Consider the following 25,759-nt stretch of genomic DNA (forward strand, 5'->3'; position numbering starts at 1 on the left):
GAGGAAATACCCAGTCCCATCCCGAACCTGGAAGTCAAGCTCTCTAACGCCGATGATACTGCCCTTTGCAAGGGTGGGAAAGTAGGGTGATGCGGGGGATTTAAACTTATTAAATTTTATTCTTCTTTTTTGACTTCACTTTTTAGTTGTTAATGTTTGTCTTGCCTTGCTTTTAAGCCATTGTATGGGATAATCTCTAGTCTTCAATGTCAAGATACCTAAATGCAAAGATTAGGAGGTTTTTATGTTTTGGCACATGCAAATGCACCAAGGAGGGGAAAAGGACAGAAAATTATGGAAAGAGCGCGAAATTTTAGAAAAATATAGTTTTATTGGTTTGGCAGGTTTGACCCATTGGAGTGGAGGGAGAAGAGCCCACCACTATTTCTTAGAGATGATGGCAATTAATGACATTGTAGCTGTTAGACAGGGGACTGAGTTTATCGCTTTAGCACAAGTCGTTGGCGAGGCTGACCCATTAAGCGAACTTGAGAAACAGAATAGCTTGGTGGGTTGGATGTGCTACAAAAGACCTGTTAAAATTTTGGATTGGGCGCATGGGCAGTATAAAGCCGCCGATTGTTATAGACCTACTTTAATGCCATGTAACATCCAAAACCCCAAGTCCAAGACCGACCACACTATTAGAGAGTGGTGTGAAAAGGTGCAAGGCTCTTTAAAAATTAAAGGCGAGGGGATTGTCTTAGTTTAAAAATCTCCCGTGTTGCCCTTTGCAAGGGTGGGAAAGTAGGGTGATGCGGGGGGATTTTAAAACCTACTCATCTTTTTATTTGCTTTTTTGATTTTTACATCCTTTAGTTTTGAACACGGCGGTGTTATATTAAGTTAGTTTTTGTTATCACTGGACGCTGTCTTTAGAAAGGTTTTTGTAATGAAAAATAGTCAACATAAAGTGCAAATCTCTGATTCTCATAGACTTGTTAATTTTGTGCAAAATCTACCTAGAAGTCCGGACAAAATCCGCAGATCAGGTATAGATGTAGAATATTTTTTGAGTAATGTCATTAAAAAAGCTTGAGTTGCATATGAATTATGTAATTTTAGACAGACAGGACTTTATTATCAAAAAAGCAAAACAAAAGTATAAAAAACCTATTTTTTCCAATTGGCATGGCGGTGGTGCACTCTCTTTTATAGAGGATGACACAGATGATGTTTTGCATTTAATCCGTTCCATCCAGTTTATAAATTGTGTTTGATAAAGAGGGGCTATGTTCTTTAACAAAAATATTCTCCTCTTACTCTTAGGACAAGCTCTTAGCGGGGCTGTGGTTTCTCTGCTCACCTTTAGTAGTGCCTTAGCAGGGCAGTGGCTTTTAGGGCGCACAACCCTAGCCACTCTGCCCGTTTCAACTACCCTTTGTGGGGCGTTTATAGTGGTGTGCTTTTCAGCTTCAATCTTTCAAAGGTGGGGGAGAAAGAGGGTGCTTTTAGGCGCGTCTTTGTGGGGAGTTGTAGGGGGTGGTTTAGCCATTATGGCTTTGTGGAGCAAAAGTTTCCTACTCTTTTGTTTGGCGACCTTTTTGCTAGGCTTTTTCACAGCTCTCAATCAGTTTTATCGCTTTTTGGCAATAGAAGCCATTAATGCAACCCACCAAAATGCCCAAAATAGAGCCACCACTCTTGTGGTGAGTGGTGGGATTTTAGGAGGCATTTTAGGACCGCATTTGGGCAATGTGGGGATACATCTCTTTAGTGTGCCCTTTGTGGGCTCTTTTGTATTTGTAGGTCTGCTTTGCGCGCTCAATTTACTTCTCACGCTTTTCTTAAAGCTTAAACCCTTTAGCGCCAAAGCAAGCTCCAAGGTCTCTTTTAAAACTCTCTGTAAAGAACCCCATTTTCTCTTAGCCACTTGTGCGTGTGCGCTAGGCTTTGGGCTGATGACTTTAGTGATGAATGCCACTGCGCTAGCCATGCATGCGCATCATTTTAGCTATACGCAGAGTCAAAGCGTGTTAGTGGCTCATTTTGTGGCGATGTATGCGCCTAGCTTGTTCTTAGCTTTGTTGGTGAAAAACACCAGCCCTATGCGCTTGGTGATGTGGGGGATGTTGTGCTATGTGGGGGCGAGTGTTATCGCGCTTTATAGTGCTAGTTTTTTAGCCTTTTGGCTTTGTTTGGTGTTGGTGGGGATAGGCTGGGCGTTAAGCTTTAATGGGGGAACTTTTATGCTCAATGCCATTCAATCCGATCACAAACTGCGCCTGCAAGGACTGAGTAGCTCGTGTGTCTTTGGGGCGAATTTGTGCGCTAGCTCTAGCGTGGGTTTGATTCTTGCCTATGGGAGTTGGGCGGTGTTGCATGGAATTTGTTTAGGGGTGGTTATGTTGTTTTGGGGACTATCTATGCGCTTAAAGCGCGCTAACAATTCAGCACTCTGACACCGATGATACTGCCTTTTGCAAGGGTGGGAAAGGTGGGTGATGCGGGGGGATTTTAAAGTGTTTTTTGGTTTTTTAATACTTCCATATGTATTCCGTTGCCTTAAGACTTAATGTCGTGTATATTTTCTCGTTTTTCATGTATTTCTTACTTGAACTTTGTTGTTGCCTCCCATTTTTAACATGATTTAAGCTACTTATGTGCTATCCTAGTGGCACAAATCTTTACAGGGTGCTAAGGTGCGCAAGATTGTAAAACAGCTGGTGTTGGCAGTGTCTGTGGTAGCGGTGTTGGGCGTGTCTGCTTTGCTTAAAGATCATTTTTCCCCCCCAAAGAGCCAACGCCCAGAGCCCAGACCTGTAAGCGGACCAAAGCCAGCTTGGGGCTGGGATTTTAGTGGCTTTGATCGCCCTATTCCTTAAGGAGTTGATATGCAAAAACCTAAATCTTGGTGGGCTCAGTGGGCTAGAAGATGGACCATGCGCGACAGGGGGCGGTATTTTGCGCGCATGAGCGTGTTTTTGCCGGCAATATCCATTAGTAGGGGCGATATAGCACTGCCAGAAAACTCCTTATGGTTGTGGTTTGCGCTGTGGTGTGGAGAACTTTTAGGAGAGGCTTGTTTTGGCAAGAGAGGGAAGTATTTTAAAACCTGCTTTGATGATTCGATTGCCCTTGCCATTGCTATTCTCTTTGGAGTAGTGCCCGTGTATTGGGCATTTGCTACTTTTTGGGGGATGCCCAATGCTATTATACTAGGCTTTTTTGAGATCATTTCTGCGGTCATGATCATACTTGTGATCAATAAGCTGACCTCTGGGTGTTGGCGGGGGTATCCGGAATACTCTTTGTTGTCGCATCGGTAGGCTTTATCTCAAGGAATCTAGTCTCGTGCTACCTGCCCTTCTAAATAAGTGGTTTCCATGAAAAAAATTATCATCAATGCACACCCTTTAATGGGGAAATGGACAGGCGTTGAAGTGTATATTTTGGCTTTGATCCAAGCCTTAGAAAAACATTTTGCGCACCAAGAAGTAGAAATCATGTTGTTTGCCTACGATAAACTTTATTCCAGTCTTGAAGAACTATTAAAATTCCGTTCTCTCTCTCTCTCTCTCTCTCTCTCTGATAACTCACAACCACTAAAATCACACCCTAAAACTTTTCTCCAACGCCTTAAAAGCATCACCCCAAATAAAATCTATCTCTACTTTAAAACTAAATCAAGGCGTTTTTTAGCGCATTGCACCACCTTTGGTTTACTTGGAGATTTTATTTTGTTCGTCAAATACCGCTTTTTGTGGAATCGCAACAAAACTTTAAGGAGTAAATCCTTTGATCTATGCATTGAAGCAGGGTGGCCTATTTATTACATCCATCCTCTTAATGCTAAGAAAACCTTAGTCTGTATCCATGATTTACCCTTGTGTGATCCTCAAAGTTGGTTTTTGTCAAAGGATAGCATAGCCCTTTGGAAACACTACATCTATCCTAAAATGGCGACTTGCACGCAAGCCATTTGTTTTTGTAAATGTGTCAAATTTGATATTCTTAAAACCTTTCACTTTTCTTCTGAGTGTGTGCATGTGATTTACCACGGGTTACGCACATACCGCGTTGGAGCTTGTGAGAGTTTGCCCTCCAACTTAGGGGAGTTTATTTTAGCAGTCGGGCAAGCCAAGCGCAAGAATATTTTGCGCTTGATTGAAGCCTTTAAACTTTTGCCCCAAGAGTTGCAAGGGCGTTTTAAAATCGTCTTAACAGGCACACACAACGATTTGAGCGAGTCTGAAAAGCGGTATTGCCAACAAGACTTCATCATCAACTTAGGCTATGTGTCCGATTCCCTATTGCAAACTTTATACGCTAATGCCCGTTTGTTGTGGTGGGGGAGTTTGGCCGAGGGCTTTGGTTTGCCAATGCTAGAGGCGATGCGCGCCTCTTGTGTCATCTTGGCTAGCAATGTGTCTTGTATGCCTGAAATTCTAGGCGATGCAGGGATTTATTGCAACCCCTACAACGCGAAAGACATCGCCAAACAGCTAGAAATAGCCCTAACTGATGAAAGTTTACGCCAAGAGTGCATTCAAAAGGGTTTAGAGCGCGTTAAACTTTTTGACTTTAATGAGAGCATGCAAAAGCATTTAGAGATCATAGAGCGGATGTTAGAGGAATAGGAGGAGTAGTTAAGCGGGGTAGTCTTAAAACCAAATCATTATTTCTATCCATCTGCCCATACATACACCCATTTCGCATGTGCTAAAATACGAGAGGAGTTTTTTTAAAGCCTTTAGGAAGCATAATGAGACAATACCTCTACATTATCCAATCCAGTCTAGAGCCTAGCAAGTGTAAAATTGGAATCACCAATGACCTAAAAAGACGGCTCAAAGAATATAACAGCGTTACGGGGCAATCCCAAAAGCACACCTACAGCTATCTTTTCACTTGCGAGGTGGCTAATATGCGCCAAATCGAGCAAGACATTAAGGACAATTTTAGCCATTTAAGAGAGGTGCAAAGCAGAGAAATCTATTTTTATAACCCTAGCCTATTTGAGGGCTATGTCAGTTTTATCAAAGCCCATCCTGCTTTTATTGCTCAAGTGAGTATCAAAGAATCTAAGCAAAAGCGCGCCCTAAAACCTCTACAAACCCCCAGCATGCAAGAGCGGGGCTTAAAAAGGGTGGATATTCTCAATAAAGCCAAGCAAGTTGATAATGACGAGTTTTATACAAGGTATGAGGATGTGGAAAAAGAATTATCAAAATACCCCATAAAAATTTGGCAAGATAAAGTTGTGTTTTGTAATTGCGATGATGCCATAGGAGAAAATAGAGACTACACCGACTCTAGTGCATTTGCCCTCTACTTTATCAAGCACTTTTTTAGATTAAAGCTTAAAAAACTTATCTGCACGCATTATGGGAGCAAACAAGATTTATTCAATGCCGGGACAAAGGGCTATATCTTCACCAAAGAGGGGGCGCGCGAAATGAAGCACACCCCGCCCCATTACACAGGGGGCTTTGAAGAGCCTGAGTCACTAAGAATCTTAAATGAAGAAGCTGACATTGTGTGCACCAATCCGCCCTTTTCTAAAGCCATAGAATATTGGCAAATCCTCATAGCAAGTAAAAAGAAATTCATCATTTTATCCAATGTAACCATCCCCATTAGCACCGCTTTTATCCCCTATTTTGCTCAAAAGAAGGCATGGGCAGGATATACCCGTGTGGATTGGTTTTTAACCCCCAAGCGCCAATTAGTCCAAGCTGCCGCGCATTTTTTCACTAACTTTAAAATCAAAAATAGACCCAATATCGCTAGGCTTAAACTTGTGCTCCTTGAAAACATCCCCGATGTGTATAAAAAATATGATGATAGTGGCACTTTGCTTGTGGATAATAACTATATCCCCATAGATTACGATCTCCCCTTTGCTATCTCCGCGCGCCAAATCTTAAACGGCGTTTTAGAGTGTGGGTTTAAAATCGTGCAACTAAAGCAATATCATCCATGCATAGAGGGTAAGATAAAGTTTAAAAGGGTTTTAATTTGCAGGGCGTGAAGCCTGTGCTCTGAGTGCTGAAGTCATATCAAGGCTGGCAATCCATTAATCTCTAGGATTATTTTTTTCAAAAGCGATCGCCACTCGCTGTTCCTGTTCGCCCACTTCTGGGGTGTAATACGCCCCACGCATGGTGTGATAAAGGTTATCCAAATCAGCCACTTGATGGATTACAAATTTTCCATTTTTCAGGATTTTGGGCTTGTATTTTTGGGCATATTTTAAGTAGGCATCCCGTTTGCGTGGATCGCCCCCTCTTTTAAAAATATCCAAACACCCACTTTGGAGCAAAAAATCCATTCTAGCCAGTTTTATCTTAGGTAGGTTCGCTTGAATCTCCCCTAAATTAATCGCTACATGCAAATATTGGTAGCTTGAATCCTCTGTAATGGCTTGGAGTTTTTGTCGCATCTTTTGGACTTTATTTTCAAATAAGTAGGGAAAGACCCGATCTAAATCCTCAATTTTTTTTAAAATAAAGCTTCCCATCTTTTTGCCGCCAAAACACATCGGTCCGATCTTGAATGACCAACATGGGCTTATTTTCAATGTGTGACTTATTATCCACAAAATAGAGAAAGCTTTTTCTAATGATAGAGCCTTGTCTAATCGCTTGGAAGTATAATTTAATACCATCCTCTTCTGCGGCACGCACAAATAGCACTTTTGCTAAACCTTCTTGGTTTTTGTCATTGTTCTCTAAAATATCCATGCGAATGGTGTTGCTGTGAGAGGTGTCGCCACTTATAATCAGTTCATAATCTTTAAGGTCTTGGGGAGATACTTGGATAGAAAATAGCTCACCTCTCTCCAAATTTTTTCCATGTTCTCTATCATAGCTATAATCTCTCTTTAAAAGTGCAAATCTAGCCCTCCTTTTGTGTCATAAAATCTCACGCACCACTTTAAGACGCACCAACTCCAAGCGCGTTTGTCAAAAAGCTCTTATAGGCGGTGAGTGTGCCTAGAGCCACTAAAGCCCCTAAGACCACTTGGGCATACTCCACTCGCTCAAGCTTAGAAGCTTGGTAGGCTTCGTGGCTAAAGTGGCTCAAGGTGTTTAGCATTTAGGGGTCGTGCTTTAGGGGAGTGTTTGCAAGGGGGTTACAGAGTTGTGGGCTAGTGTCTTTATCGCCTCTGTGTATTCTGCATCGCTGAGCTTTTCAAGCCATTGGACATTCTGCCCTTCCTTATCCCCTGTTAAAGCCAAATGCGCCCCTCCCTTGTGTAAGCCAGCTCCATGCCAGTGCTTGACTCCTATAGGGCAAGAAATCACCTCGCCCTTGTGCGCCACGCTCACCTTGCCTTCAGCTGTGCCGGTGTAAATCTCCCCTTCTGTAACAATCAAGGTTTGTCCCGCGGGATGGGTGTGCCATGCGCTGCGTGCTTTGGGGGCGAACTTGACAAGCGCGCCGCTAAAATTGCGCCATTGATTAGGGGTAAAGAGCAAAGTAACCTCCACATGCCCGCTAAAATGCGCGCTTGCACCTTGAAAGTGTTTAAAATCCGCTTGCCTGTGTATTTCTTGCATATTTTTTCCTTGATGATGGGGCAAAGCCCCACATCTTTAAACTCCAATTTTTTAAGCACTCTAGCAGGGTTACCCCCTACATTGGGTGGAATACCAACATTTAATGTGCTAATCCCTTGAGCCACGCTTGGTAAGCCTGTGCCTGTACTTGTAAATCTACCCCATCAAGCCTTGCTGTGTTGTAGATGACAAAGGGCTTAGAGTAGCGCATCTGCACAAAATGCGCGGTAGCTTTGAAAGGGGTTAAAATACGCTCTAAGCTAAATTCTCCGCTCAAATCCTCCTCGCGCGCGCCCAAGCTGATTGCAAGAGCAAAAGCCTTGCCTGCTAGAGCTTCTCCCTTAGAGCCGTAGGCAAAACCATAGGTTAGCACATTGTCAAAATACTTTTTGAGTAAGGGGGGGCTAGAATACCAAAACATAGGGAATTGTAAAACCACCTTTTGTGCTTTGAGTAGCTTGGCTTGCTCGGCTTGCACATCGATGTTAAAATCCGGATAAAGCGCATACAGATCGCTAATTTCCACTTCTGTATTGGCGATCGCCTCTTTGAGGGCTTTATTCACTCGCGAGTGGGCTAGATCAGGATGGGCTAAAACCACTAAGGTTGGCATGTTACTCCTTTGCAGAAAAAGCAAAACCAAGATTTGCATCCGCGCTCCCAATTTTATAAACAACGGGGTATTCTAGCTGTTCTTAATAAACAATTTGCGTAAAATTGGGGGTTAGAAACACGCGCAAAACCCTTTTTGGGAAAATACAGGCGCGGAGGGCGTGGAGTGTTGATTTAAGAGGTTTTGCACCAGCGCGCCTAAGGCTTTGTTAGCTAGATTGGTGGGGATTGTGGCTATGATCACCATGACGAGGTTTAAGCCCCATTAGCTAGGCATACGCTGGCTTGTGTAGCCCGGCTAGTCTACACCCTAAACTTGCCTAGTTCTTGAGCAAAGACATTAGCCATGTCATTGAGCGAGGAGCTGGCTTTTGAGACATCTTGCACACTCTGGTAATTCAAAGAAGCCAATTTGCTAATCTCTTGGATGTCCTCTACAATCACCTTAGTCGCGTCTGCTACCCCCTTAAATTCGGCTACATCTTTAGTGGTGGCGTTGATCACGGTTTGGATGCTTTGCACATTGTTATCCACGATTTCTTGCAAACTCAAAGTGAGCTCAGAAGTTTTGAGAATCTCTTGGGCATTGCTGTGTAAGTTTTGGCTAATGTCGCCCACACTTTGCACCACTTGGGTGATCGTTTCGTTGATCTCGCCCAAGCTGTTTTGGGTTTTTTCAGCCAATTTACGCACCTCATCAGCCACCACTGCAAAGCCACGCCCATGTTCGCCCGCCCGTGCGGCTTCAATGGCGGCGTTCAAGGCGAGCAAATTGGTTTGATCGGCGATGTCGGCGATGATGGTGAGCACTTCTTTAATGTTTTGTGTGTTTTGAGAAGTTTCCTCTAGTTTGTTAGAAAACTCCACACCCACGCGCGCATTGCTGGCTAAATTGGTGCTAAAGTCTTGGATTTTAGCGCGCACTTCCTCTAGGGCGTTCCCAGTTTGCACGAGATTGTCGTTATTGTGTTGGGCGTTAGCAGCCCCGGTTAAAATTCTATGCACAATCTCATTGCCATTAGCCACGCTAAGAGAAATGCGCCGTGTTTCTTCTTGGGTGTGTGATTGCACATCCGAAGAGCTAGCCTGCAAGGTGTTGGCGATCTTGGTGTTTTGCGCGCTGAGTTCTTTGATCTTGGAGATCACCCCTTGGGTTTTTTGCAAAAAAGCGTTGATATTCTTCGAGATCACGGCGATCTCATCCTTGCCCTTGGTGGTTAGCCTTTTGGTTAAATCCCCCTCTTTGGAAACCAATTCGATGATGAGATCGCGCAATTGCAATAAGGGTTTAAAGAGGATATGGATCAGCCCAAAAAGCACGGCTAAGACGATCCCAATGGCTGTCAAAGCGGTGATCAGCAAAGTCATTTGCAAATTTCTCAGGCTTTTAAAGGCTTCTTGTTTGTTGACAACCCCTAGCACCTTCCAATTGAGCCCGGAAACCGTGGTGTAGACATAGAATTTATCCACTCCCTTGGCGTTGTGTTCCATAAAACCCGAAGAAGTGGCGTAAATTTCATCGGTCAATTCCTTCCCCCCCTTGTAGGAATGCGTGTCGCGGTAATTAGAGCCCGCTTCAAAAATGCGCGAACGCACGACAAACGCCTTGCGATCCAAAATATGGATACGCCCCCCCATTAAGCTAAACTTGTCCACATGATTCCAATTATCCAACAGCAAATCGACACCTAGCACTCCCTGAAACACCCCATTTTTAGACAAAGCCACGCTATAAGTCAAGACTATTTTTTTGGTGATTGCATCTCTATAAGGGGCACTAACCACCACCCCCTTTTGTGCGCGCGCCTCTTGAAACCATGCGCGCTTTCTAGGATCGAAGCCTTTGGGCATAGATTTTATCGTGCCAACGGTGCGCCCATCTTTCAAAGTTACATAGGCGTTTTCAGCCGCCATCCCATCATGGGTAAATTTTAAGACTTCGTTCATGCGCTCTAAATTCTCAAAGCCTAGCTCTTCTAAATCCTTAGCCGTGCTCACGAGCGCGGCGTGTGTGGTGCGATTCCACTCTTCTAAGGAGGAGGAGATCAGGGTTACAGCCGTGTCTAAAGAGTAACGCATGGTTTTAGTGATGTTCGTGCTTGCGGACGCGTCAATGATGTAAATCACCGCAGAAAAGGCGACCACCAACAAGCCTGCTAACACCAATAAAAGCTTCGTCTTAAAAGTCATCTCAAACACCTGTATGTGGAGTGGATATTTCCAAAACCATAGGCTTGCATTGTAGATGATCATCGCTTAAGAAATAACATGTTAAAAGTGCAATATTTCAAGGGTTAGAACATGCGCTATTGTTTAGGCGCGTTTAGAGTCTGCTGTGGGGCTTTATTGGCTATAGGGAGTTTGCACGCCCTAGATTATAAAATCGGGGGGCGGATGGGCTCATTCTCGCGCATCGGGTTTAATAATTCAGCAATTAATTCAAAGAAGGGGATTTACCCCACAGGCAGTTATGTAACCGCCATCGGGGCGTTGCAAATTGATGTGGACTTATTGCCCAAATTCGTGGGCGCGCACAAACTCAGCGCAGGGATCGGCGGGGAAGTGGGGGGGTTGGCTTACGATTCTACCAAAACTCTCATCGATCAAAGCGATCCTAGTGCTGGTTTTCAGCCGGCCAACTGGTATTACATGGGGCGTTGGGAAGGCTATTTGATGGACGCGCCTTGGCACACTTCGCGCTATGGCGATGGCGTGCATGCGCGCAATTATATTCTCTATAACGCCTATTTAAACTACAGCTACAAAGACATATTTGGGATCAAACTAGGGCGTTACAAGAGCGATCGGGCATTATTCTTGCGCGGTTATAATCAGGGTTTTGAGGTTTTTGTGCGCTGGAAAAATTTTAGACTAAATTGGTTTAGCACCTATGGGCGTGGTTTGGCTAATATCCAATTTATCCGCGATTTTTACGCCCCCGTGCAATACGAATTTGCCAATGGGACACGCACCAATTATGGCATGCACGCTTTTAGCACCACTTGGCAATCCAAACACTGGCAAATCACCCCCTTTATTTGGTTTTACCCTAAGAATTTCAACGCCCCGGGCTTATATGTGAGCGCGCGCTTTAGCCCGGGAAAGTGGAAGATTCAAACCCGTGTCTATGCATGGTTTCCTATTTATAGCGCGGCTTTGGCGCGCACCTATTACCGGGGTAGTCTCATAGGGCAGGAAACGGCTAGCTTACTGGTGCGCCAACGCTTTGACATCGAACACTATAATTTTGGCTGGGGGGTGTATAAGAATTTTGGCAACGCCAACGCCCAGCTAGGCTGGAATGGCTCTCCCATCCCCTTTGATGCCACGGACGACACCCCCTATGAGGACGCTTACACCAATCTTTACAACGCCAATTCACTAACCCCCTTTGCCTTCATAGGGGCAAGCTACCAAAAACTCAGTTGCGCTTTGCTAGGCAAACTCACCTACTCTCCCCGCGCTAGCTCCCGGAGTTTGGGCTTAACATGCACCTATAACATCAGCAAACACATCCATGCGATGATTCGCCTCAATGGCTATGAAGTGTTCATGCACAAAGGTTATAAAGTGGCGCACTTTGGCGCGCCCAACCCCAACTTCGCCCCCACCACCCAAGATCGCTCCTACTTGATGACTTCACTGAGTTACGAGCTATAAGAATTAAGTTAAACCAATATATAATGACGCGCATAAAATTAAAAAAAAGGACTTTTGCATGTTTTTTGCCAAGGAGCGCAACAAGCAAACAGAGGACAAAGACGCGCAGATTCGCTCTTTGCAGAGAAAACTAGACTGCTACCAACAGCTTGTAGAGTTGGGCGCTAATGAGGGGTTGATTGGGATCAAAGAGGGCAAGATTGTCTTTAAAAGCGGGGCGATCGCAAGCGCAGATGGTCTAGAGCAAAGGGTGGATGAACTCAGCCAAGCCAACCAAACTTTTGCTTTCAACAACCACACCTACCAGCTAACCAACAAGCGCATCGGCGACACCCTGTATCTTGCCTTGAGCAAGGATTGCGATCCTCTAGCGGGTTTGGGCAAGAATAATATTTTCAATCTCTATTACAATAGCATGAAAGCGGGTATAGAGGGGGTGCAACAGACCTTACAAAACATGGTAGAGGACACGGGAACTTTGATCGAGGCGGCTACTGGTGGCAGCCAAACCTCCCAAAAATCGCTCGATCATATCGCTGAAACTAGTGGCAAGATCGACACTCTTTATGAGAAAATGCAAAACGCCATCGCCTTAGCCGATTCGCTCAACCAGCGCAGCAGTGAGATCACCCAAGTGATTTCGCTCATCGATGACATCGCCGAACAAACCAATCTCTTAGCCCTGAACGCCGCCATTGAAGCCGCACGGGCGGGCGAACATGGGCGCGGCTTTGCGGTGGTGGCTGATGAAGTGCGTAAATTGGCAGAAAAAACCCAAAAAGCCACCAAAGAGATCGCCGTGGTGGTCAAATCCATGCAACAAGAAGCCAGCGATATCCAAAATAACACCCATGAAACCGACACCATTGTGCAGAGCATCAAAGGCGATATCGATGGTGTCAAAGACAATTCCCATGCCAATAAAATCGTGGCTGATAGTGCTCTATTTGCTATTGAAAATATAAACAACCGCGCCTTTTGCGGGTTGGCTAAGGTCGATCATGTGGTCTATAAAGGCAATCTCTATGGCTTGGTCTTTGGCGCGCCCAATAGCTTTAAGGTGATCAATGGGCGCGAATGCCGTCTGGGCAAATGGTATCACGAAGGCGAGGGCAAAGAACATTTCTCTAACACACCCAGCTACCGCTCTTTGGAATCCTGCCACAATGGGGTGCATGACGAAGCCAACGCGCTAGCTGGACTGCTTAAAGAGCCCAGTAAAGCCACCTTGAGTGCTATTGAGCAAGGAATCCGTGCGCTCGAACACCATGCCGATGCGGTGCGCCAAACCATTGACAAGATGTTTTATGAAAAACGCGATGAACTCAACCAAAAAATTACCCAGATGAAAGAGGGGATCAACATAGGGCACTAATTGGATCGCTACCTATCCAGCCTGCACGCGCTCAAACGCGCCGGTCTGCACCGCGCGCGCCGTCTTTACCCTGATCACCTGCACGACTTTGCCTCTAATGACTATTTGGCTTTGAGCACGCATGCGCGCTTGTTAGAGCGCGCTTTTGAAACAGTGCGCCCCTTAGCTAGCCACGCCCCTAGGGCTTCCATGCTCCTAAATGGCTACCACCCCCTGCACCACCAATTAGAAGAGTGTTTGCGCGCCCATTTGGGCTATGAGTCTTGCTTGTTGGTGGGGAGTGGCTTTTTAGGCAATGTGGCGCTCATAGACGCGTTAGTGCGTAAAAATGACATGCTCTTCATGGACGCGCACTACCACGCCAGCGGGCAATTCTTAGCCAAAAAATTGCCCAACACCCGCTTTTTTGCCCATAACAATGCGCTAGATTTGCGCGCGCAACTTAAAACTTACCGCGCCCACCACCCCAAGGGGCGCATTTTTATCGCCATTGAGGGGGTATATTCCATGGACGGGCAGGTCGCCCCCAAAGAGTTTTACACCTTAGCGCATGAATACGAAACCTACTTGATCCTAGATGAAGCCCATAGTTTGGGGGTGTTAGGGCGCGATTTGGGGGGATATTTGAGTTATTACCACTTAAAGCTCACCCCCTATACCATCGTGTTAGGCACTTTATCTAAAGCCTATGGCAGTTATGGGGCTTTTATTGGGGCGTGCGCGCCCATTATAGACTTTTTATGCAACCGCGCTAAGAGTGTGATTTACACCACTAGCCCATCCTTGCTAGATAGCGCGTTGGCTTTAGCCCATTTAGAACACCTTTATACCCACTTGCCCAGCTATGTCTCTATGCTGGAAAAAATGCGCGCGTGTTGCGCGCAGATCTTGGGTTTTAGCACCCCTAGCAATATTCTAACTCTGCCCTTTGGGCGCATCCAAACCATGTTAAACGCGCATGCGAGCCTACTTGAACAGGGTTTTCTATGCGCCCCTATCCGCCCTCCCACCACGCAAAAACCTCTACTGCGCATCTCTTTAAACATACAACCCCAGCGCACTTTAGAAACCCTCAGCACCCTGTGCGCGCTTTTGAAGAGTCTTGGTTAAAGATCTTATACCACACCCTTAGACTCTAGTTCTTATTCTCTAGGACAAGTTGGCTAAACGCCCGGAATATATAACTCCCATCGCTAGGACCCGGACTAGCCTCTGGGTGGTGTTGCACGGAGAGAATGGGGTGATTGTGGTAAGCCACGCCCTCAATCGTGCCATCAAAGAGATTGGTGTGGGTGATGGTGGCGATGCGCGCGATACTCTCAGGCACGCAATAATTATGGTTTTGCGCGCTGATCTCAATGCGCCCCGTGGCATGGTTTAGCACGGGGTGGTTGCTCCCATGGTGACCAAATTTGAGCTTGTAGGTGGGGTAACCATGCGCTAGGCTCAAAAGCTGGTGCCCCAGACAAATCCCGCACAAGGGGACACGCGCCTCAATGAGCTGGGCAATCTGGTGGATGGCTTGTTTGAGCTTGAGTGGATCGCCTGGTCCATTAGAGAGTAAAACCCCTCTAATATCCCCGCGCTTGTAATCCTCTAACAACGCGCTAGCCTTGCTGTCATGCGCATAAAGGCGCACCCCTAAACCTTGCGCGCTCAATTGGCGCAAGATAGCGCGCTTGACTCCAAAATCCAACACCCCGATCGTGGCTTGGGCGCGTTCTGCAGGTTGGTAGTCCAATATTTCAAAGCTATAGCGCCCCTGGGTGGGGGGGCTACTCTTATTAGAAACCATGGGGATCACGCTCATGTCGCGCAAGGGGGGCGTGCTGTGCAGGAGTTTTTCTAGAGCACTTTTGCCCATAGGGGCAGTTGAGATAGCCACCTGCATCGCCCCCTCATCGCGCAACATACCCACCAGCGCGCGTGTATCCACCCCACAAATCCCAAGCACCCCCCTAGCCTGTAACCACGCTCCCAAACTCTCTTGGGCTCTAAAATTAGAATAACGCGTGGGGGTGTGGCGCACCAAAATCCCCAAACAACAGCTTAAAGATTCGTGATCTTGCCTATTCACACCCACCACACCGACCTCCGGGGCACTAAAGACGACAAATTGCCCGTAGTAACTTGGATCACTGATGATCTCCTCATACCCGCTCATCGCCGTGTTGAAAACCCCCTCCCCAACCACCACCCCCTTAGCCCCAAAACTCTGCGCCTCTAAGAACACCCCATTTTCAAACAGGATCGATGCCATTATAAAAAGCCCTTACGGCGCAGTTCTTCCTCATACATGCGCTCGAACACCAATTCATAGGCATCACTCCCCACGGGTAATTTGCGCTTGTAGTGTTTGATCTTCTCGACCACCTCCAACTCAATGCTCTCATAGAGTTTGGCGTAGGTATCCATAGACTTGAAGATCACATTGCGAATCAAGTTTTCAGGCACAGAGAACATGATCAAATCGGCTTCTAAGATGTCCTCTAAGATCGTGTGCGAAAGGGCATTACAGCGATCTTCCCAACCCAACACAAACTCCGCCTTTGCAGCCAATTCCTTTTTGATACGCCAAAACAAACGCCTCTCATCCATACGCATAAACTCGATCTCGTCCATGTGATCTTCTAGGAGTTCGCGCGCGCGTTCATCTAGGCGCGCCTCTTGGGCGATATTTTCTTGCAACGCGCGCTCGATGATCTTGGTGAGCTCCTCAAGCGTCCCCCTTAACTCTAGCAAGGGTGAGCGCACTAAATCTTGGGCTATTTTGGAAATCATGTAGCCAACATGGTTAGGTTTCAATCTCATCTTGCGCCATCCTCAAAATTAGGTGTTAATTCTAATGGATTTTTACTCAAAAATCACTAAAGCAACGCGCGCGCGCCATTTTGAAACTTATGCTAACATGGGGGCTTGACACGCATGCTATAAGGAAATGGCTTGGATTTAGATCGCATTTTCGCCCAGCTTTATCGAGGCAAAAGCCTCACGGACGCGCAGATAAGGGAGCTGTTTAGCGCCATCACACAAGCCCAGCTCAGTGCCGTGCAACTCAGCGCGGCGTTGATCGCCTTGAAGATGAAACCTGAGAGCGCGCGTGAGATCGCCAGCGCGGCGCGTTTTTGTTTACATTTACAGCCCAAGCCCTCCACGCTTGTATGCTATGATAATTGTGGCACGGGAGGCGATGGGGCTAACACCCTTAATGTCAGCACCATTAGCGCGCTGGTGTGCGCGTCTATGGGTGTGCCCATGGCTAAACATGGCAATAGAAGCGCATCTAGGGCGGGGGGGAGCGCAGACCTATTGGAATTTTTGGGCGTGAATATTGGCATGGATTTGAAAAAAGCCCTAACTTGTTTGCAAAAGACAAACTTTACCTTCCTTTTTGCCCCCCTATTCTACCCCCACTTCGCCCATGCTACAAAGGTGCGCCAAGAGCTCAAAACCCGCACAATCTTCAATCTCATTGGACCCTTGATCAACCCCTTAGCCCCCAAAGCCCAGCTTTTAGGGGTTTACGACCCTAAACTATGCCTGCCCATGGCGCGCGCTTTAAGCAAACTAGGCATAGAGCGCGCCCTAGTGGTGCATGGGGAGGGTTTAGATGAAATTGCCTTGCATGGGGAAACTGTTGTTTGTGAGTTGCAGGGTAAACATATCGAGCAATACAGCCTAAGCCCTAGAGATTTTGATCTAAATTCTTACCCCTTAGAGGCGTTGCGTAGCGATGGCTTGGAAAATAGTGCCCAGATTTGTTTAGACATCTTGCAGGGGCGTGCTAGGGAAAGCCATAAAGCCAGTATTGCGATCAATAGCGCGCCCTTGCTCTATTTAGCCAATAAGGTGGCTAGTATGAAAGAGGGGGTTTCTAGGGTGTTAGCCCATTTGCAAAGCGCACAGGCATATGGGCATTTACAAACCATCATCAAGGTCAGCCATGCCTAATTTGCCAGAGATATTGGCACACAAGCCCCAAGAGATCGCGTTGTTAGAGAGTATGTATAGCTTGCCTGATAGGCTTGTTTTAAGCCATAGGGATTTCAAACAAGCCCTTTTAGAAACACGCACCAGTTTTATTTTGGAATGTAAAAAGGCTTCGCCCTCTAAAGGGCTGATTTGCGCGGATTTTAATTTGGCGCGAATCATCAAGGTGTATAACCAGTTTGCTACCTGTATTTCTGTGCTCACCGACATGGCGCACTTCAAAGGCTCTTATGAAAATTTGCGCTTTGTTTCTGGGCGCACCAGCAAGCCGGTTTTGTGTAAAGATTTCATCATCACCCCTTTCCAAGTCAAGCTAGCCAGATACATGGGCGCAGATGCGATCTTGCTCATGTTGAGCGCGCTTGAAGATCAAGCATACCAAGAGCTCGCCACTTTAGCGCACTCTTTAAACATGGCAGTGTTGTGCGAAGTGAGCGATGCCAAACAAGTGCAAAGGGCATTGGAGTTAGGCGCGCAAATCATTGGGATCAACAACCGCGATCTGCACACCCTCAAAGTAGATCTAAACACCACACACACTCTGCGCGCTCTCATTCCTGAGGGGCATGTGGTGGTGAGCGAATCGGGCTTTAGCACGCACGCACAAATCAAAGCCCTAGCCTCTAGGGTGCATGGCTTTTTGGTGGGGAGTGCCTTGATGAGCCAACCTGATTTACACCAAGCCTGCGTGCAACTCATCTATGGCGCGCACAAACTCTGCGGGTTAACGCGTTTGAAAGATTCAAAACGCGCCTACAAAGCCCATTTTCTCTATGGGGGCTTGATTTTTGACCCTATCTCACCGCGCTACATCTCCCCCCAAAAAGCCCTTAAATTAGTGCGCAAAACGCCCGGTCTGAAATTCGTAGGAGTTTTTGTAGAAGCGCACACCAGCGTGATCGTCCACACCGCCCAGTTGTTGGGCTTAAGCGCGGTGCAACTCTATGGGGATTACAGCGCGCTTCAAATTAGCCTGCTTAAAACCCTTTTAGACTGCGCCATTTGGCAGGTGCACAGTGTAGACCCCCAAGCGCGCGCCTTAAAGACACCCACTGTGAACGGGGCGGATTTGATTTTGTATGATAGCAAGGGCGCAAAGGCGGGAGGTAATGGGGTGAGCTTTGCTTGGGAACTCTTGGGTGCGCAAAAACAGCCCTTTATGCTAGCAGGGGGGATTGGGGCACATAATCTCAAAGTGGCTTTGGGTGTGGGCGCGCTAGGGCTGGACATCAACTCAGGCGCAGAGAGGTCTCCGGGCAAGAAAAGCAAGCTCAAAATCTTAGAATTATCCCAAATGCTAAGGGAGTATTGAATGCGAGTAGCACAGGCGTATTTTGGAGAATTTGGGGGGGCTTTTGTGCCCGAGTTATTGGTGCCCGCTTTAGAGCAATTAGAAAAAGCCTTTGAGGATTGTTTGAGCGATACAGAGTTTCAAGCTAGTTTTAACGAGCTTTTAAAGGACTTTGTAGGGCGACCCAGCCCGCTAACTTTAGCCAAAAACTTTTGCCCTAATCCTAAGGTCAAAATGTATCTCAAGCGTGAGGACTTAATTCATGGAGGTGCGCACAAGACTAACCAAGCTTTAGGGCAGGCGTTGTTAGCTAAGAAAATGGGCAAACAGCGCGTGATCGCTGAAACCGGAGCCGGACAACATGGAGTTGCCACAGCGATTGCTTGCGCGTTGTTGGGCTTAGAGTGCGTGATTTACATGGGAGAAAAGGACATAGAACGCCAAGAACCTAATGTGTTTCGCATGCGCTTATTGGGCGCACAGGTGGTGGGGGTGAAAAGTGGGAGTGCTAGTTTGAAAGACGCGATCAATGAAGCCTTGAGAGATTGGGCTAGCACTTACACCAATACGCACTACTTGCTAGGCACGGCTGCTGGTCCGCACCCCTACCCGCGCATGGTCAAACACTTTCAAAGCGTGATTGGCGCAGAGGCACGCACACAGATTTTAGAAAAAGAGGGACGATTGCCTCATAGTGTGATCGCGTGTGTGGGCGGGGGCTCCAATGCCATTGGGATTTTTAGCGCGTTTTTGCAGGACAAAAGCGTGCGCTTAGTGGGCGTGGAGCCGGGCGGATTAGGGCTAGATACACACAAACACGGGGCGACTCTGTGTAAGGGCAGTGTGGGGATTTTACATGGGTGTAAAAGTTATATTTTACAAGATGAGCAAGGGCAGATAATAGAGAGTCATAGCATTTCAGCGGGGCTAGATTACCCGGGTGTGGGACCCGAGCATAGCTATTTAAAACAAAGCGGGCGGGCGTGCTATGTGGCTGTGAGCGATAAAGAAGCACTAGAGGCGTTTGTGTCTTTGAGTCGCAGTGAGGGGATTATCCCCGCCCTAGAGAGCGCGCATGCGCTAGCTTACGCTTTTAAATTAGCCCAAAAATGCCAAGAAGAAACCTTGATCATCGTCAACTTGAGCGGACGCGGAGATAAGGATTTAGCCAGCGTGCAGAGGGCTATGAAGGGGATTTGACATGTCTTTGACATTACGCTGGAAAATGATTTTAATTGTGCTAGGGTCTTTGTGCGCTTTAGCTTTGAGTCTCACGCTACTAAGTTACCACATCGAAAGACGGGCTTTCAAAAAGACCATGCGCAACTTCAACGCGAACGCCTTAGTCAAACGCGAATCGGGGATTAAATACAATGTCTTTTTGGTGGTCTTAGGTCTTGGCGAATATTTCGCGCACAATTCTAGACAGGACGCTTTGCGCATGAGCGCTACCTATTTTGAAAAAATCAACGCGGCTAAAGGGCGACTCTACATCATTGCTCTTGAAAAAGACGGCACGCTGATCACCGATAGTATCCACCCAGAGTGGGTGGGTAAAAAGGTGCTAGACTTCAAAAACGCGCGGGGCGATTATTACTTTAAAGAGTTCATGCAACGCGCGTTAGGCGATCCTAAGGGCGGGTTTTACCGCTGCCACCTCAAACGCCCCGCCCCAGAGAGCAAGAGCGAGGACTGCGTGAGCTACGCTTATCACGATCCCACCAGCGATCTAATCGTGGTAGCGGTAAGCTATGTGAGCGCGATTTACAAGACAATGCAAAAGGCAGAAACAAGCGTCTACGCTCTAGCCAGCCGTAACTACTACACCTTGCTATGGGCGGCTTTATTCATCACTTTAGGGATCATTGCCATCGCCTTTGGGTGCAACCACTTTTGGATCGCTAGGCGTTTGAGCGCGCTTGTGGCGGTGGTGCAAAAATTTGCCGCCCAGCAAAAGGATTTAACCAGCCGTATTTACATTAAGGGGCGCGTGCAGGATGAAATTAGTTTGAGCGCGCGGTGTATCAATGAGTTTTTAGAGCATGTCTGCGCCTTTAACAATGAAATCAAGGATTACAGCGCGCAAAGCCATCAGTCTGCTCTAGCCCTAGAAAATGCCATGCATAACACCACGGACGCGATTTTGCAAACCACCCAAACCATCACCCAGATCCGCGATGAGGGGGTTAAACTGTCCTATGATCTAAGCGGGGTGAATAGCAATGTAGAGAGCATGGTGGGTGAGTTGAGCAAGGCTTTGGATTTGTTGGAGCAAAATAAGGGGAGTGTGGTCATGCTATGCCAATCCATTGTAGAGGATGTCGCCAACGAAGCCGATTTGATCACCCAGATCGAATCGTTAAGCTCGAGCACCAATAACGCCAGACATATTTTAGAGAGTATTGACAACATCGCCAAACAAACCAATTTACTAGCCCTCAACGCGGCTATTGAGGCGGCTAGGGCGGGCGAACATGGGCGGGGCTTTGTCGTGGTGGCTGATGAAGTGAGCAATTTAGCCATGCGCACCCAACAAGCCCTAGTAGAGGTCAACGCCACCCTAACGAGCATTGTGCAAAATGTCAAGGGGGTGAGCGAGCAGATGCACCAACAAGCCGCGCGCATTGAGAAAGCGAATGCCTTGAGTACCTCCGTGCAAAAGACTTCTACCAAGACTACAGAGTATTTAGAACAGCTCATCGAGCGCATTAAGGGGGTGAATCTTGTCTTTATCAACTTGGGGCAAAACACCCAAGACATCATCAATAAGGTGATCTCTGTGCAGGGTTCTGCCAGCCACACCTTGAAAAACGCCCAACGCATGCAGACGATCATGCAAGAATCCAAAGACATTGTAGAGCAGATCACCCACAAGACTAAGGACTATAAAACCACCTAAGCTTTTAAACCCCACAGCCCCACCACCCATTAGCCAGCGATAAATAATATTTTCATATATTGAATAATAATTTCCTGATGAAGGAAAAACATGGCGTTGAATTTGCGTTGGAAGATCACTTTGATCATTTGGGGTTCCTTGTGCGTATTGGGTCTTACCCTCACTCTTTTGAGCCACTCTATGGAAAAACAGAGTTTCAAAAAAGCTATCGAAGCCTTTGAGACCAACGCTTTACGCAAGCGCGAAAAGGTGATCCAGCATGATGTTTTCTTGGTTGTCTCAGGGGTTAAGGAGTATTTCACCCAACACCCCAAAGAAGTCGCCTTGCAAATGACCATCGACTATTTCAAAGCGATCAACCACGCCAAGGGGCGCATCTATGTGTTGGTTTTGAATAAAGAGGGGGTTTTGCTCACCGATCACATCCACCCCAATTTAATCGGGCAAAATGTCTTGGGCGCGCAAGATGAGTGCGGGCATTACTACTTCAAGGAATATATCCAAGCTGCCCTAAACAACCCCAAAGGGGGGTTTTATCGCTGCCACTCCAAGAGCGCGGATTTTAAGAATACGGGGAGGGCGGATTCTAAAGATTTAGGGGGCTATGTGAGTTATGCCTACTACGATCCAGTAAGCCAGTTGATCTTTGTAGCCATGAGCTATGTCAATAATATTTATGAGACAATGGAAAAGGCAGAACAACACGCCTACTATGTCGCCGATGCCAATTTCTCTACTTTGTTGTGGATCGCGTTGTTTAGCACTTTGGGCATTATCGCGCTTACCTTTGTGCTCAACCATGTGTGGATCATGCGGCGTTTGGGCGCGTTGGTGGCGGTGGTGCAAAATTTTGCTACCAGTAAAAAGGATCTCACAAGCCGCATTGAGATTAGCGGGCGCGCTCAAGATGAAATTAGCTTGAGCGCTAATTGCATCAACACCTTTTTAGAGCATGTGTGTGCGTTCAATAACGAGATCAAGGACTGCTCCAAACAGAGTCAAAGCTCCGCCTTGCAGCTAGAAAACGCCATGGATCACACCACGGGCATGGTGCAACAAACCGCCCACACCATCACCCAGATTAAAGATGAAGGGGTGAATCTCTCCCACAATCTAGCGCAAGTAACTTCAGGGGTGGAAAATATGGCTGCTGAACTCAGCCAAGCTCTATCCTTGTTAGAAAAGCGCAAGAAAAATGTGAATATCTTGCACCAAACTATTTTGGACAATGTCGCCAACGAAAAGGGGTTGATTAGCCAAATGGAGACACTCACCCAAAGCGCTAATGCCGCCCAAAGCATTTTAGAAACCATCAACGACATCGCCAAACAAACCAATTTATTAGCCCTCAATGCCGCTATTGAAGCCGCGCGCGCGGGTGAACGCGGACGGGGCTTTGCGGTGGTGGCTGATGAAGTGAGCAACTTAGCTGCGTGCACCCAACAAGCCCTAAGCGAAGTCAACGCCACGATTTCCTCCATTGTGCAGAATGTGGAGGCGGTGCGCGAGAAAATGCATGAGCAAACCGCGCGCATTGAAGAATCTAGCGTGTTGAGTGCGAATGTGCAAGAGGGTTCTATTAAAGCCATAGAGTATTTAGAAAAACTCATCGAGCGCATTAAGGACGCGAATTTAGTCTTCATCCATCTAGGGCAGAACACTCAAGACATCATTAACAAGGTGATCTCTGTGCAGGGTTGTGCGAACGAGACTCTGAAAAACGCGCACAGCATGCAAGAGATCATGCGCGCTTCTAAGGCATTAGTCGAACAGATCGCCCAAAAGACAGACGATTATAAGACGACTTGAGCGTTACGCTAGGGTGGAGTGAGAAAAGGCGAACTGGCGCGCGTGGGGGCTAGCTAACCCAATTTGCCCTATCTTTGTCTGCCAAAGCCCAACCGCCCCAAAAACCCTTAAAGCTGCATTCCTCTACATTAGGTGGACTCTATGGGAGTGGAATCTAAGAGTGGATCTATTGCCTGCACATCACGCATGCGCAGAGCGTCTCAATTTAAAGCGATGTGGGTCCATGGCATGCAGGGGCGTGCGCGGGAAGTGAAAGGGCGGTTAGAGTTTGCCTTTTTGTATTATAATGCCCTTTTAGACTAAAAGGAGTTTTCATGGATCGCGCGTTTTTGGGTTTAGATGCGGTGCACGCCCTTTTGCACCGCCGTTTTTCTTCTAAGAGATTTGATCCTAGTTACCACCTCCCCAAAGAGCTACTAGAAACAATCTTAGAGGCAGGTAGGCTAGCCCCTAGTTCTTACAATACCCAACCTTGGGAGTTTTTGATCTTGCAGGGTGCGCGCAAAAACCAACTCTTGCCCCATGTCTATTACAACGACCAGATGGTGCATGACGCTAGCGCGCTGGTGGTAGTGGGCTATATGCACTCTAGCGCGATCAACGCGGGGTATTTGGGTGGGTTTTGCAAGCCTGAGTATCGCGATCGCGTGGTGAATGGGGTGGCTTCTTTGTTTAAAGAACGCTTGCGAGGCGATGGGGCGTTAATTGATGCCTATCTTAAAGAACAATGTTATATCGCTGTGGGGCAGATGTGCTTGAGTGCGGCACTGTTGGGCGTGGACACATGCATCATTGGGGGATTTGACCCAGTGGGGGTGAGCCAAGTCTTGCGCGCACATTGCAACCCGCCCAAGATCGCCTGCTTGATTGCCATGGGCAAAACCACCATGCCAATCACGCGTAAAGCCCGCAAGCCTAAAGAGAGCGCGATCAAGTGGCTATAAGGTGTGGCTGGCTTTTGGGGGGATTGTTACTCTTAACAGGCTGTTCGGATCACAAGTCTAAAGAGCAAAACCAAACTCCCCAAGAGAATAAAACCTCCACCCCCAATCTCCCTAAGGCATGGGAGTTTTGTGATCAAAAATCACAGAGCATGCGTTTTGAGCGCACCCCAGAAGGGCTAAAAATCCAGCCCGCGCCCAATGCGCCCGTGTTATTGGCGTTTTTGAGTTTAGAACCTAAATTCGTGCCCTATAGTGCTTTGCTCAACCACTTAGCTGGCATGTTCAAGGGGGTGCGTTTTGTGGGGGTGCTAGATAGGGCTTATGCGCCTGAGCAAATCCAACACTATGTCAAGGCTTATGCCCCTCAATTCACTCTGCTCAATCCCATTGATGATCCCTCTAGTTTGAAGCTGTTTTTGCAAACTAACACATGGAATTTGCCCTATTTTTTGCTTTACAACCAAGAGGGCGTGTTGCAACAGAGTTACCGCGGGGCGATTGTAGAAGAGATGTTGAGCAAAGATATTCAAGACTTACTACAAAGGTGAGTGGTGTTTAATTTTTTCAAAAAGACTATAGAAAATGTCGCTTCTTTGCTGAAAAACAAGAGTGTGGTCTTTAATAAGGAAGAACTAGAGGAGATTTTGATCGCCTTTGATGTGCAATACGACTTGGTGGAGAGTTTACTAGAACACCTGCCCACCCAGATCAAGCGCAACCATTTAGAAGTCGCTTTGGTGCGTTTCTTACGCAAAGAGAGCTATTATGACAAGGTTACCCTAAAGAATATAGACACTAAGCCCCTTGTGGAGTTGATCGTAGGGGTCAATGGCGCGGGTAAAACCACCACAATCGCCAAACTCGCCCAGCAGTACCTACAACAAAAACAAAGCGTGATCTTAGGCGCGGGAGACACCTTTAGAGCGGCAGCCACTAAACAGTTACAATTATGGGGACAAAGATTGGGTTTAGAAGTGATTAGCGCGGCTTCTAGTAGCGATCCTAGCGCGCTAGCTTACAACACGATTCAAGCTGGAATCGCGCGCGGGGTGGATCGCATTCTCATTGACACGGCAGGACGGCTACACAACCAAACTAATTTGAAGAACGAATTGGTAAAAATTAGCAAGGTTTGCACCAAAGCCCTCAATGGCGCGCCCTATTATAAATTCTTGATCCTAGATGGCACGCAAGGGAGTGCAGCCCTAGAACAGACTAGAGTTTTCCATGAGAGTTTGCAATTAGATGGCGTGATCGTAACTAAATTGGATGGCACGAGCAAGGGGGGGTGTATTTTGAGTATTCTCTACGAATTGCAATTACCCATTATCTATTTGGGTTTGGGCGAGAAAGCCACGGATTTGATTCCCTTTGAGGAACAGGCGTATGTGAAAAACTTGTTAGATGCGATCTATGGCTAAACGCGCGCGTGTCTTTGAGTGCCAACATTGTGGCTTTTCTAGCCCCAAGTGGCTAGGTAAGTGCGCTAATTGCCAAAGCTGGGAGAGTTTTATAGAGATCAGCCCAGCCATACAGCTTAGCAAAGAGATCCCTAGGATACCCCAAAACGCCCTAGTGCCCATCACCCAAGTAGCCCATGAAAATATCAGTTATTTTAGCTCCACACAAAGAGAATTAGACATCGTGTTGGGGGGGGGGGTTGTGCCCGGGGGG

General features: G+C 47.0%; 26 protein-coding genes, 1 rRNA gene and 1 pseudogene. 19 read left to right on the plus strand and 9 right to left on the minus strand.

Going from position 1 to position 25,759, the window contains the following annotated elements:
* The 7 genes from rrf to EAO33_RS07070 all read left to right on the plus strand — a co-directional run.
* A 5S ribosomal RNA gene (gene rrf, locus EAO33_RS07035) occupies positions 1–98 on the plus strand; the annotation flags it as partial.
* A gap of 146 nt (positions 99–244) precedes the next feature.
* Positions 245–712: a hypothetical protein gene (locus EAO33_RS07040; protein WP_120946060.1), complete on the plus strand. Its 468-nt coding sequence runs from the start codon at positions 245–247 to the stop codon at positions 710–712.
* A 520-nt stretch (positions 713–1,232) separates the two neighbouring features.
* Positions 1,233–2,402: an MFS transporter gene (locus EAO33_RS07050; RefSeq protein ID WP_120946062.1), complete on the plus strand. Its 1,170-nt coding sequence runs from the start codon at positions 1,233–1,235 to the stop codon at positions 2,400–2,402.
* Between the two features lie 240 nt (positions 2,403–2,642).
* A complete protein-coding gene (locus EAO33_RS07055) occupies positions 2,643–2,825 on the plus strand; it encodes a hypothetical protein (protein WP_120946063.1) in 183 nt (60 codons plus the stop codon).
* Positions 2,826–2,834: 9 nt separating this feature from the next.
* Positions 2,835–3,269: a hypothetical protein gene (locus EAO33_RS07060; RefSeq protein ID WP_120946064.1), complete on the plus strand. Its 435-nt coding sequence runs from the start codon at positions 2,835–2,837 to the stop codon at positions 3,267–3,269.
* 57 nt (positions 3,270–3,326) lie between these two features.
* Positions 3,327–4,580 (plus strand): glycosyltransferase family 4 protein, encoded by a 1,254-nt coding sequence (locus tag EAO33_RS07065; protein WP_120946065.1) that lies wholly within the window; start codon positions 3,327–3,329, stop codon positions 4,578–4,580.
* Positions 4,581–4,705: 125 nt separating this feature from the next.
* The gene (locus tag EAO33_RS07070) at positions 4,706–5,974 is read left to right on the plus strand and encodes an adenine-specific methyltransferase EcoRI family protein (RefSeq protein WP_120946066.1); all 1,269 of its coding nucleotides are present in this window, start codon (positions 4,706–4,708) and stop codon (positions 5,972–5,974) included.
* Between the two features lie 45 nt (positions 5,975–6,019).
* On the opposite strand, the gene EAO33_RS07075 is transcribed toward EAO33_RS07070, so the two are convergent.
* From EAO33_RS07075 to EAO33_RS07095, 7 genes are all read right to left on the minus strand, one after another.
* Positions 6,020–6,385: a hypothetical protein gene (locus EAO33_RS07075; protein WP_162982239.1), complete on the minus strand. Its 366-nt coding sequence runs from the start codon at positions 6,383–6,385 to the stop codon at positions 6,020–6,022.
* A gap of 49 nt (positions 6,386–6,434) precedes the next feature.
* Positions 6,435–6,788 (minus strand): hypothetical protein, encoded by a 354-nt coding sequence (locus EAO33_RS07080; protein WP_120946068.1) that lies wholly within the window; start codon positions 6,786–6,788, stop codon positions 6,435–6,437.
* Positions 6,789–6,879: 91 nt separating this feature from the next.
* Positions 6,880–7,041, minus strand: coding sequence for a hypothetical protein (locus tag EAO33_RS09110; RefSeq protein ID WP_162982240.1), 162 nt, complete (start codon positions 7,039–7,041; stop codon positions 6,880–6,882).
* 14 nt (positions 7,042–7,055) lie between these two features.
* Complete coding sequence (locus tag EAO33_RS07085; RefSeq protein ID WP_120946069.1) at positions 7,056–7,505, minus strand: cupin domain-containing protein; 450 nt, start codon at positions 7,503–7,505, stop codon at positions 7,056–7,058.
* A 100-nt stretch (positions 7,506–7,605) separates the two neighbouring features.
* Positions 7,606–8,118, minus strand: coding sequence for an NAD(P)H-dependent oxidoreductase (locus tag EAO33_RS07090; protein ID WP_120946070.1), 513 nt, complete (start codon positions 8,116–8,118; stop codon positions 7,606–7,608).
* Positions 8,119–8,229: 111 nt separating this feature from the next.
* On the minus strand, positions 8,230–8,364 hold the full coding sequence (locus tag EAO33_RS09755) for a hypothetical protein (RefSeq protein WP_268877473.1): 135 nt from the start codon (positions 8,362–8,364) through the stop codon (positions 8,230–8,232).
* Positions 8,365–8,420: 56 nt separating this feature from the next.
* A complete protein-coding gene (locus EAO33_RS07095) occupies positions 8,421–10,370 on the minus strand; it encodes a methyl-accepting chemotaxis protein (protein ID WP_235853114.1) in 1,950 nt (649 codons plus the stop codon).
* A gap of 48 nt (positions 10,371–10,418) precedes the next feature.
* Between EAO33_RS07095 and EAO33_RS07100 the strand changes: the two genes are divergently transcribed.
* From EAO33_RS07100 to EAO33_RS07110, 3 genes are read left to right on the plus strand one after another with little or no spacing between them, the layout of a single operon-like run.
* Positions 10,419–11,777, plus strand: coding sequence for an outer membrane family protein (locus EAO33_RS07100; RefSeq protein ID WP_120946072.1), 1,359 nt, complete (start codon positions 10,419–10,421; stop codon positions 11,775–11,777).
* 58 nt (positions 11,778–11,835) lie between these two features.
* The gene (locus EAO33_RS09975) at positions 11,836–13,152 is read left to right on the plus strand and encodes a methyl-accepting chemotaxis protein (protein ID WP_120946073.1); all 1,317 of its coding nucleotides are present in this window, start codon (positions 11,836–11,838) and stop codon (positions 13,150–13,152) included.
* Complete coding sequence (locus EAO33_RS07110) at positions 13,153–14,262, plus strand: aminotransferase class I/II-fold pyridoxal phosphate-dependent enzyme (protein WP_120946074.1); 1,110 nt, start codon at positions 13,153–13,155, stop codon at positions 14,260–14,262. It abuts the gene before it with no gap.
* 25 nt (positions 14,263–14,287) lie between these two features.
* Here the strand turns inward: EAO33_RS07110 and carA are convergent, their stop codons facing one another.
* The gene (gene carA / locus EAO33_RS07115) at positions 14,288–15,412 is read right to left on the minus strand and encodes a glutamine-hydrolyzing carbamoyl-phosphate synthase small subunit (RefSeq protein WP_120946075.1); all 1,125 of its coding nucleotides are present in this window, start codon (positions 15,410–15,412) and stop codon (positions 14,288–14,290) included.
* On the minus strand, positions 15,412–15,963 hold the full coding sequence (locus EAO33_RS07120; RefSeq protein ID WP_120946076.1) for a DUF507 family protein: 552 nt from the start codon (positions 15,961–15,963) through the stop codon (positions 15,412–15,414). The genes carA and EAO33_RS07120 overlap by 1 nt, the downstream gene beginning before the upstream one ends.
* A 132-nt stretch (positions 15,964–16,095) precedes the next feature.
* On the opposite strand from EAO33_RS07120, the gene trpD reads away from it, so the two are divergent.
* The 9 genes and pseudogenes from trpD to EAO33_RS07165 form a co-directional block, all read left to right on the plus strand.
* Positions 16,096–17,103, plus strand: a complete 1,008-nt coding sequence (gene trpD, locus EAO33_RS07125) for an anthranilate phosphoribosyltransferase (RefSeq protein WP_235853115.1) — start codon at positions 16,096–16,098, stop codon at positions 17,101–17,103.
* A complete protein-coding gene (gene trpCF / locus EAO33_RS07130; RefSeq protein ID WP_120946077.1) occupies positions 17,096–18,454 on the plus strand; it encodes a bifunctional indole-3-glycerol-phosphate synthase TrpC/phosphoribosylanthranilate isomerase TrpF in 1,359 nt (452 codons plus the stop codon). Before trpD ends, trpCF begins: the two co-directional genes overlap by 8 nt.
* Positions 18,455–19,633 carry a tryptophan synthase subunit beta gene (gene trpB / locus EAO33_RS07135; protein WP_120946078.1) on the plus strand — a complete coding sequence of 393 codons (1,179 nt, stop codon included), beginning with the start codon at positions 18,455–18,457 and terminating at the stop codon, positions 19,631–19,633.
* Position 19,634: 1 nt separating this feature from the next.
* Complete coding sequence (locus EAO33_RS07140) at positions 19,635–21,332, plus strand: methyl-accepting chemotaxis protein (protein WP_120946079.1); 1,698 nt, start codon at positions 19,635–19,637, stop codon at positions 21,330–21,332.
* A gap of 90 nt (positions 21,333–21,422) precedes the next feature.
* A complete protein-coding gene (locus tag EAO33_RS07145) occupies positions 21,423–23,141 on the plus strand; it encodes a methyl-accepting chemotaxis protein (RefSeq protein WP_120946080.1) in 1,719 nt (572 codons plus the stop codon).
* Positions 23,142–23,455: 314 nt separating this feature from the next.
* Positions 23,456–24,085, plus strand: coding sequence for an NAD(P)H-dependent oxidoreductase (locus tag EAO33_RS07150; RefSeq protein WP_120946081.1), 630 nt, complete (start codon positions 23,456–23,458; stop codon positions 24,083–24,085).
* A 23-nt stretch (positions 24,086–24,108) separates the two neighbouring features.
* Positions 24,109–24,633, plus strand: coding sequence for a TlpA family protein disulfide reductase (locus EAO33_RS07155; protein ID WP_235853116.1), 525 nt, complete (start codon positions 24,109–24,111; stop codon positions 24,631–24,633).
* A 3-nt stretch (positions 24,634–24,636) separates the two neighbouring features.
* On the plus strand, positions 24,637–25,506 hold the full coding sequence (gene ftsY / locus EAO33_RS07160; protein ID WP_205589531.1) for a signal recognition particle-docking protein FtsY: 870 nt from the start codon (positions 24,637–24,639) through the stop codon (positions 25,504–25,506).
* A pseudogene (locus EAO33_RS07165) lies at positions 25,499–25,759 on the plus strand (DNA repair protein RadA); the annotation flags it as partial. The gene ftsY and the pseudogene EAO33_RS07165, both read left to right, overlap by 8 nt.

Origin of the sequence: Helicobacter labacensis, assembly GCF_003660285.1 — a bacterium.
Taxonomy (GTDB): domain Bacteria; phylum Campylobacterota; class Campylobacteria; order Campylobacterales; family Helicobacteraceae; genus Helicobacter; species Helicobacter labacensis.

Coding starts and splice junctions, on each gene's coding strand:
- EAO33_RS07140 (WP_120946079.1), top strand. CDS start 19,635: ATGTCTTTGACATTACGCTGGAAAATGATTTTAATTGTGCTAGGGTCT.
- EAO33_RS07150 (WP_120946081.1), top strand. CDS start 23,456: ATGGATCGCGCGTTTTTGGGTTTAGATGCGGTGCACGCCCTTTTGCAC.
- EAO33_RS07085 (WP_120946069.1), bottom strand. CDS start 7,505: ATGCAAGAAATACACAGGCAAGCGGATTTTAAACACTTTCAAGGTGCA.
- EAO33_RS07040 (WP_120946060.1), top strand. CDS start 245: ATGTTTTGGCACATGCAAATGCACCAAGGAGGGGAAAAGGACAGAAAA.
- EAO33_RS07090 (WP_120946070.1), bottom strand. CDS start 8,118: ATGCCAACCTTAGTGGTTTTAGCCCATCCTGATCTAGCCCACTCGCGA.
- EAO33_RS07100 (WP_120946072.1), top strand. CDS start 10,419: ATGCGCTATTGTTTAGGCGCGTTTAGAGTCTGCTGTGGGGCTTTATTG.
- EAO33_RS07095 (WP_235853114.1), bottom strand. CDS start 10,370: ATGATCATCTACAATGCAAGCCTATGGTTTTGGAAATATCCACTCCAC.
- EAO33_RS09975 (WP_120946073.1), top strand. CDS start 11,836: ATGTTTTTTGCCAAGGAGCGCAACAAGCAAACAGAGGACAAAGACGCG.
- EAO33_RS07145 (WP_120946080.1), top strand. CDS start 21,423: ATGGCGTTGAATTTGCGTTGGAAGATCACTTTGATCATTTGGGGTTCC.
- EAO33_RS07075 (WP_162982239.1), bottom strand. CDS start 6,385: ATGCGACAAAAACTCCAAGCCATTACAGAGGATTCAAGCTACCAATAT.
- EAO33_RS07120 (WP_120946076.1), bottom strand. CDS start 15,963: ATGAGATTGAAACCTAACCATGTTGGCTACATGATTTCCAAAATAGCC.
- EAO33_RS07050 (WP_120946062.1), top strand. CDS start 1,233: ATGTTCTTTAACAAAAATATTCTCCTCTTACTCTTAGGACAAGCTCTT.
- EAO33_RS07065 (WP_120946065.1), top strand. CDS start 3,327: ATGAAAAAAATTATCATCAATGCACACCCTTTAATGGGGAAATGGACA.
- EAO33_RS07070 (WP_120946066.1), top strand. CDS start 4,706: ATGAGACAATACCTCTACATTATCCAATCCAGTCTAGAGCCTAGCAAG.
- EAO33_RS09755 (WP_268877473.1), bottom strand. CDS start 8,364: ATGGTGATCATAGCCACAATCCCCACCAATCTAGCTAACAAAGCCTTA.
- trpCF (WP_120946077.1), top strand. CDS start 17,096: ATGCCTAATTTGCCAGAGATATTGGCACACAAGCCCCAAGAGATCGCG.
- carA (WP_120946075.1), bottom strand. CDS start 15,412: ATGGCATCGATCCTGTTTGAAAATGGGGTGTTCTTAGAGGCGCAGAGT.
- trpB (WP_120946078.1), top strand. CDS start 18,455: ATGCGAGTAGCACAGGCGTATTTTGGAGAATTTGGGGGGGCTTTTGTG.
- EAO33_RS07060 (WP_120946064.1), top strand. CDS start 2,835: ATGCAAAAACCTAAATCTTGGTGGGCTCAGTGGGCTAGAAGATGGACC.
- EAO33_RS09110 (WP_162982240.1), bottom strand. CDS start 7,041: ATGCTAAACACCTTGAGCCACTTTAGCCACGAAGCCTACCAAGCTTCT.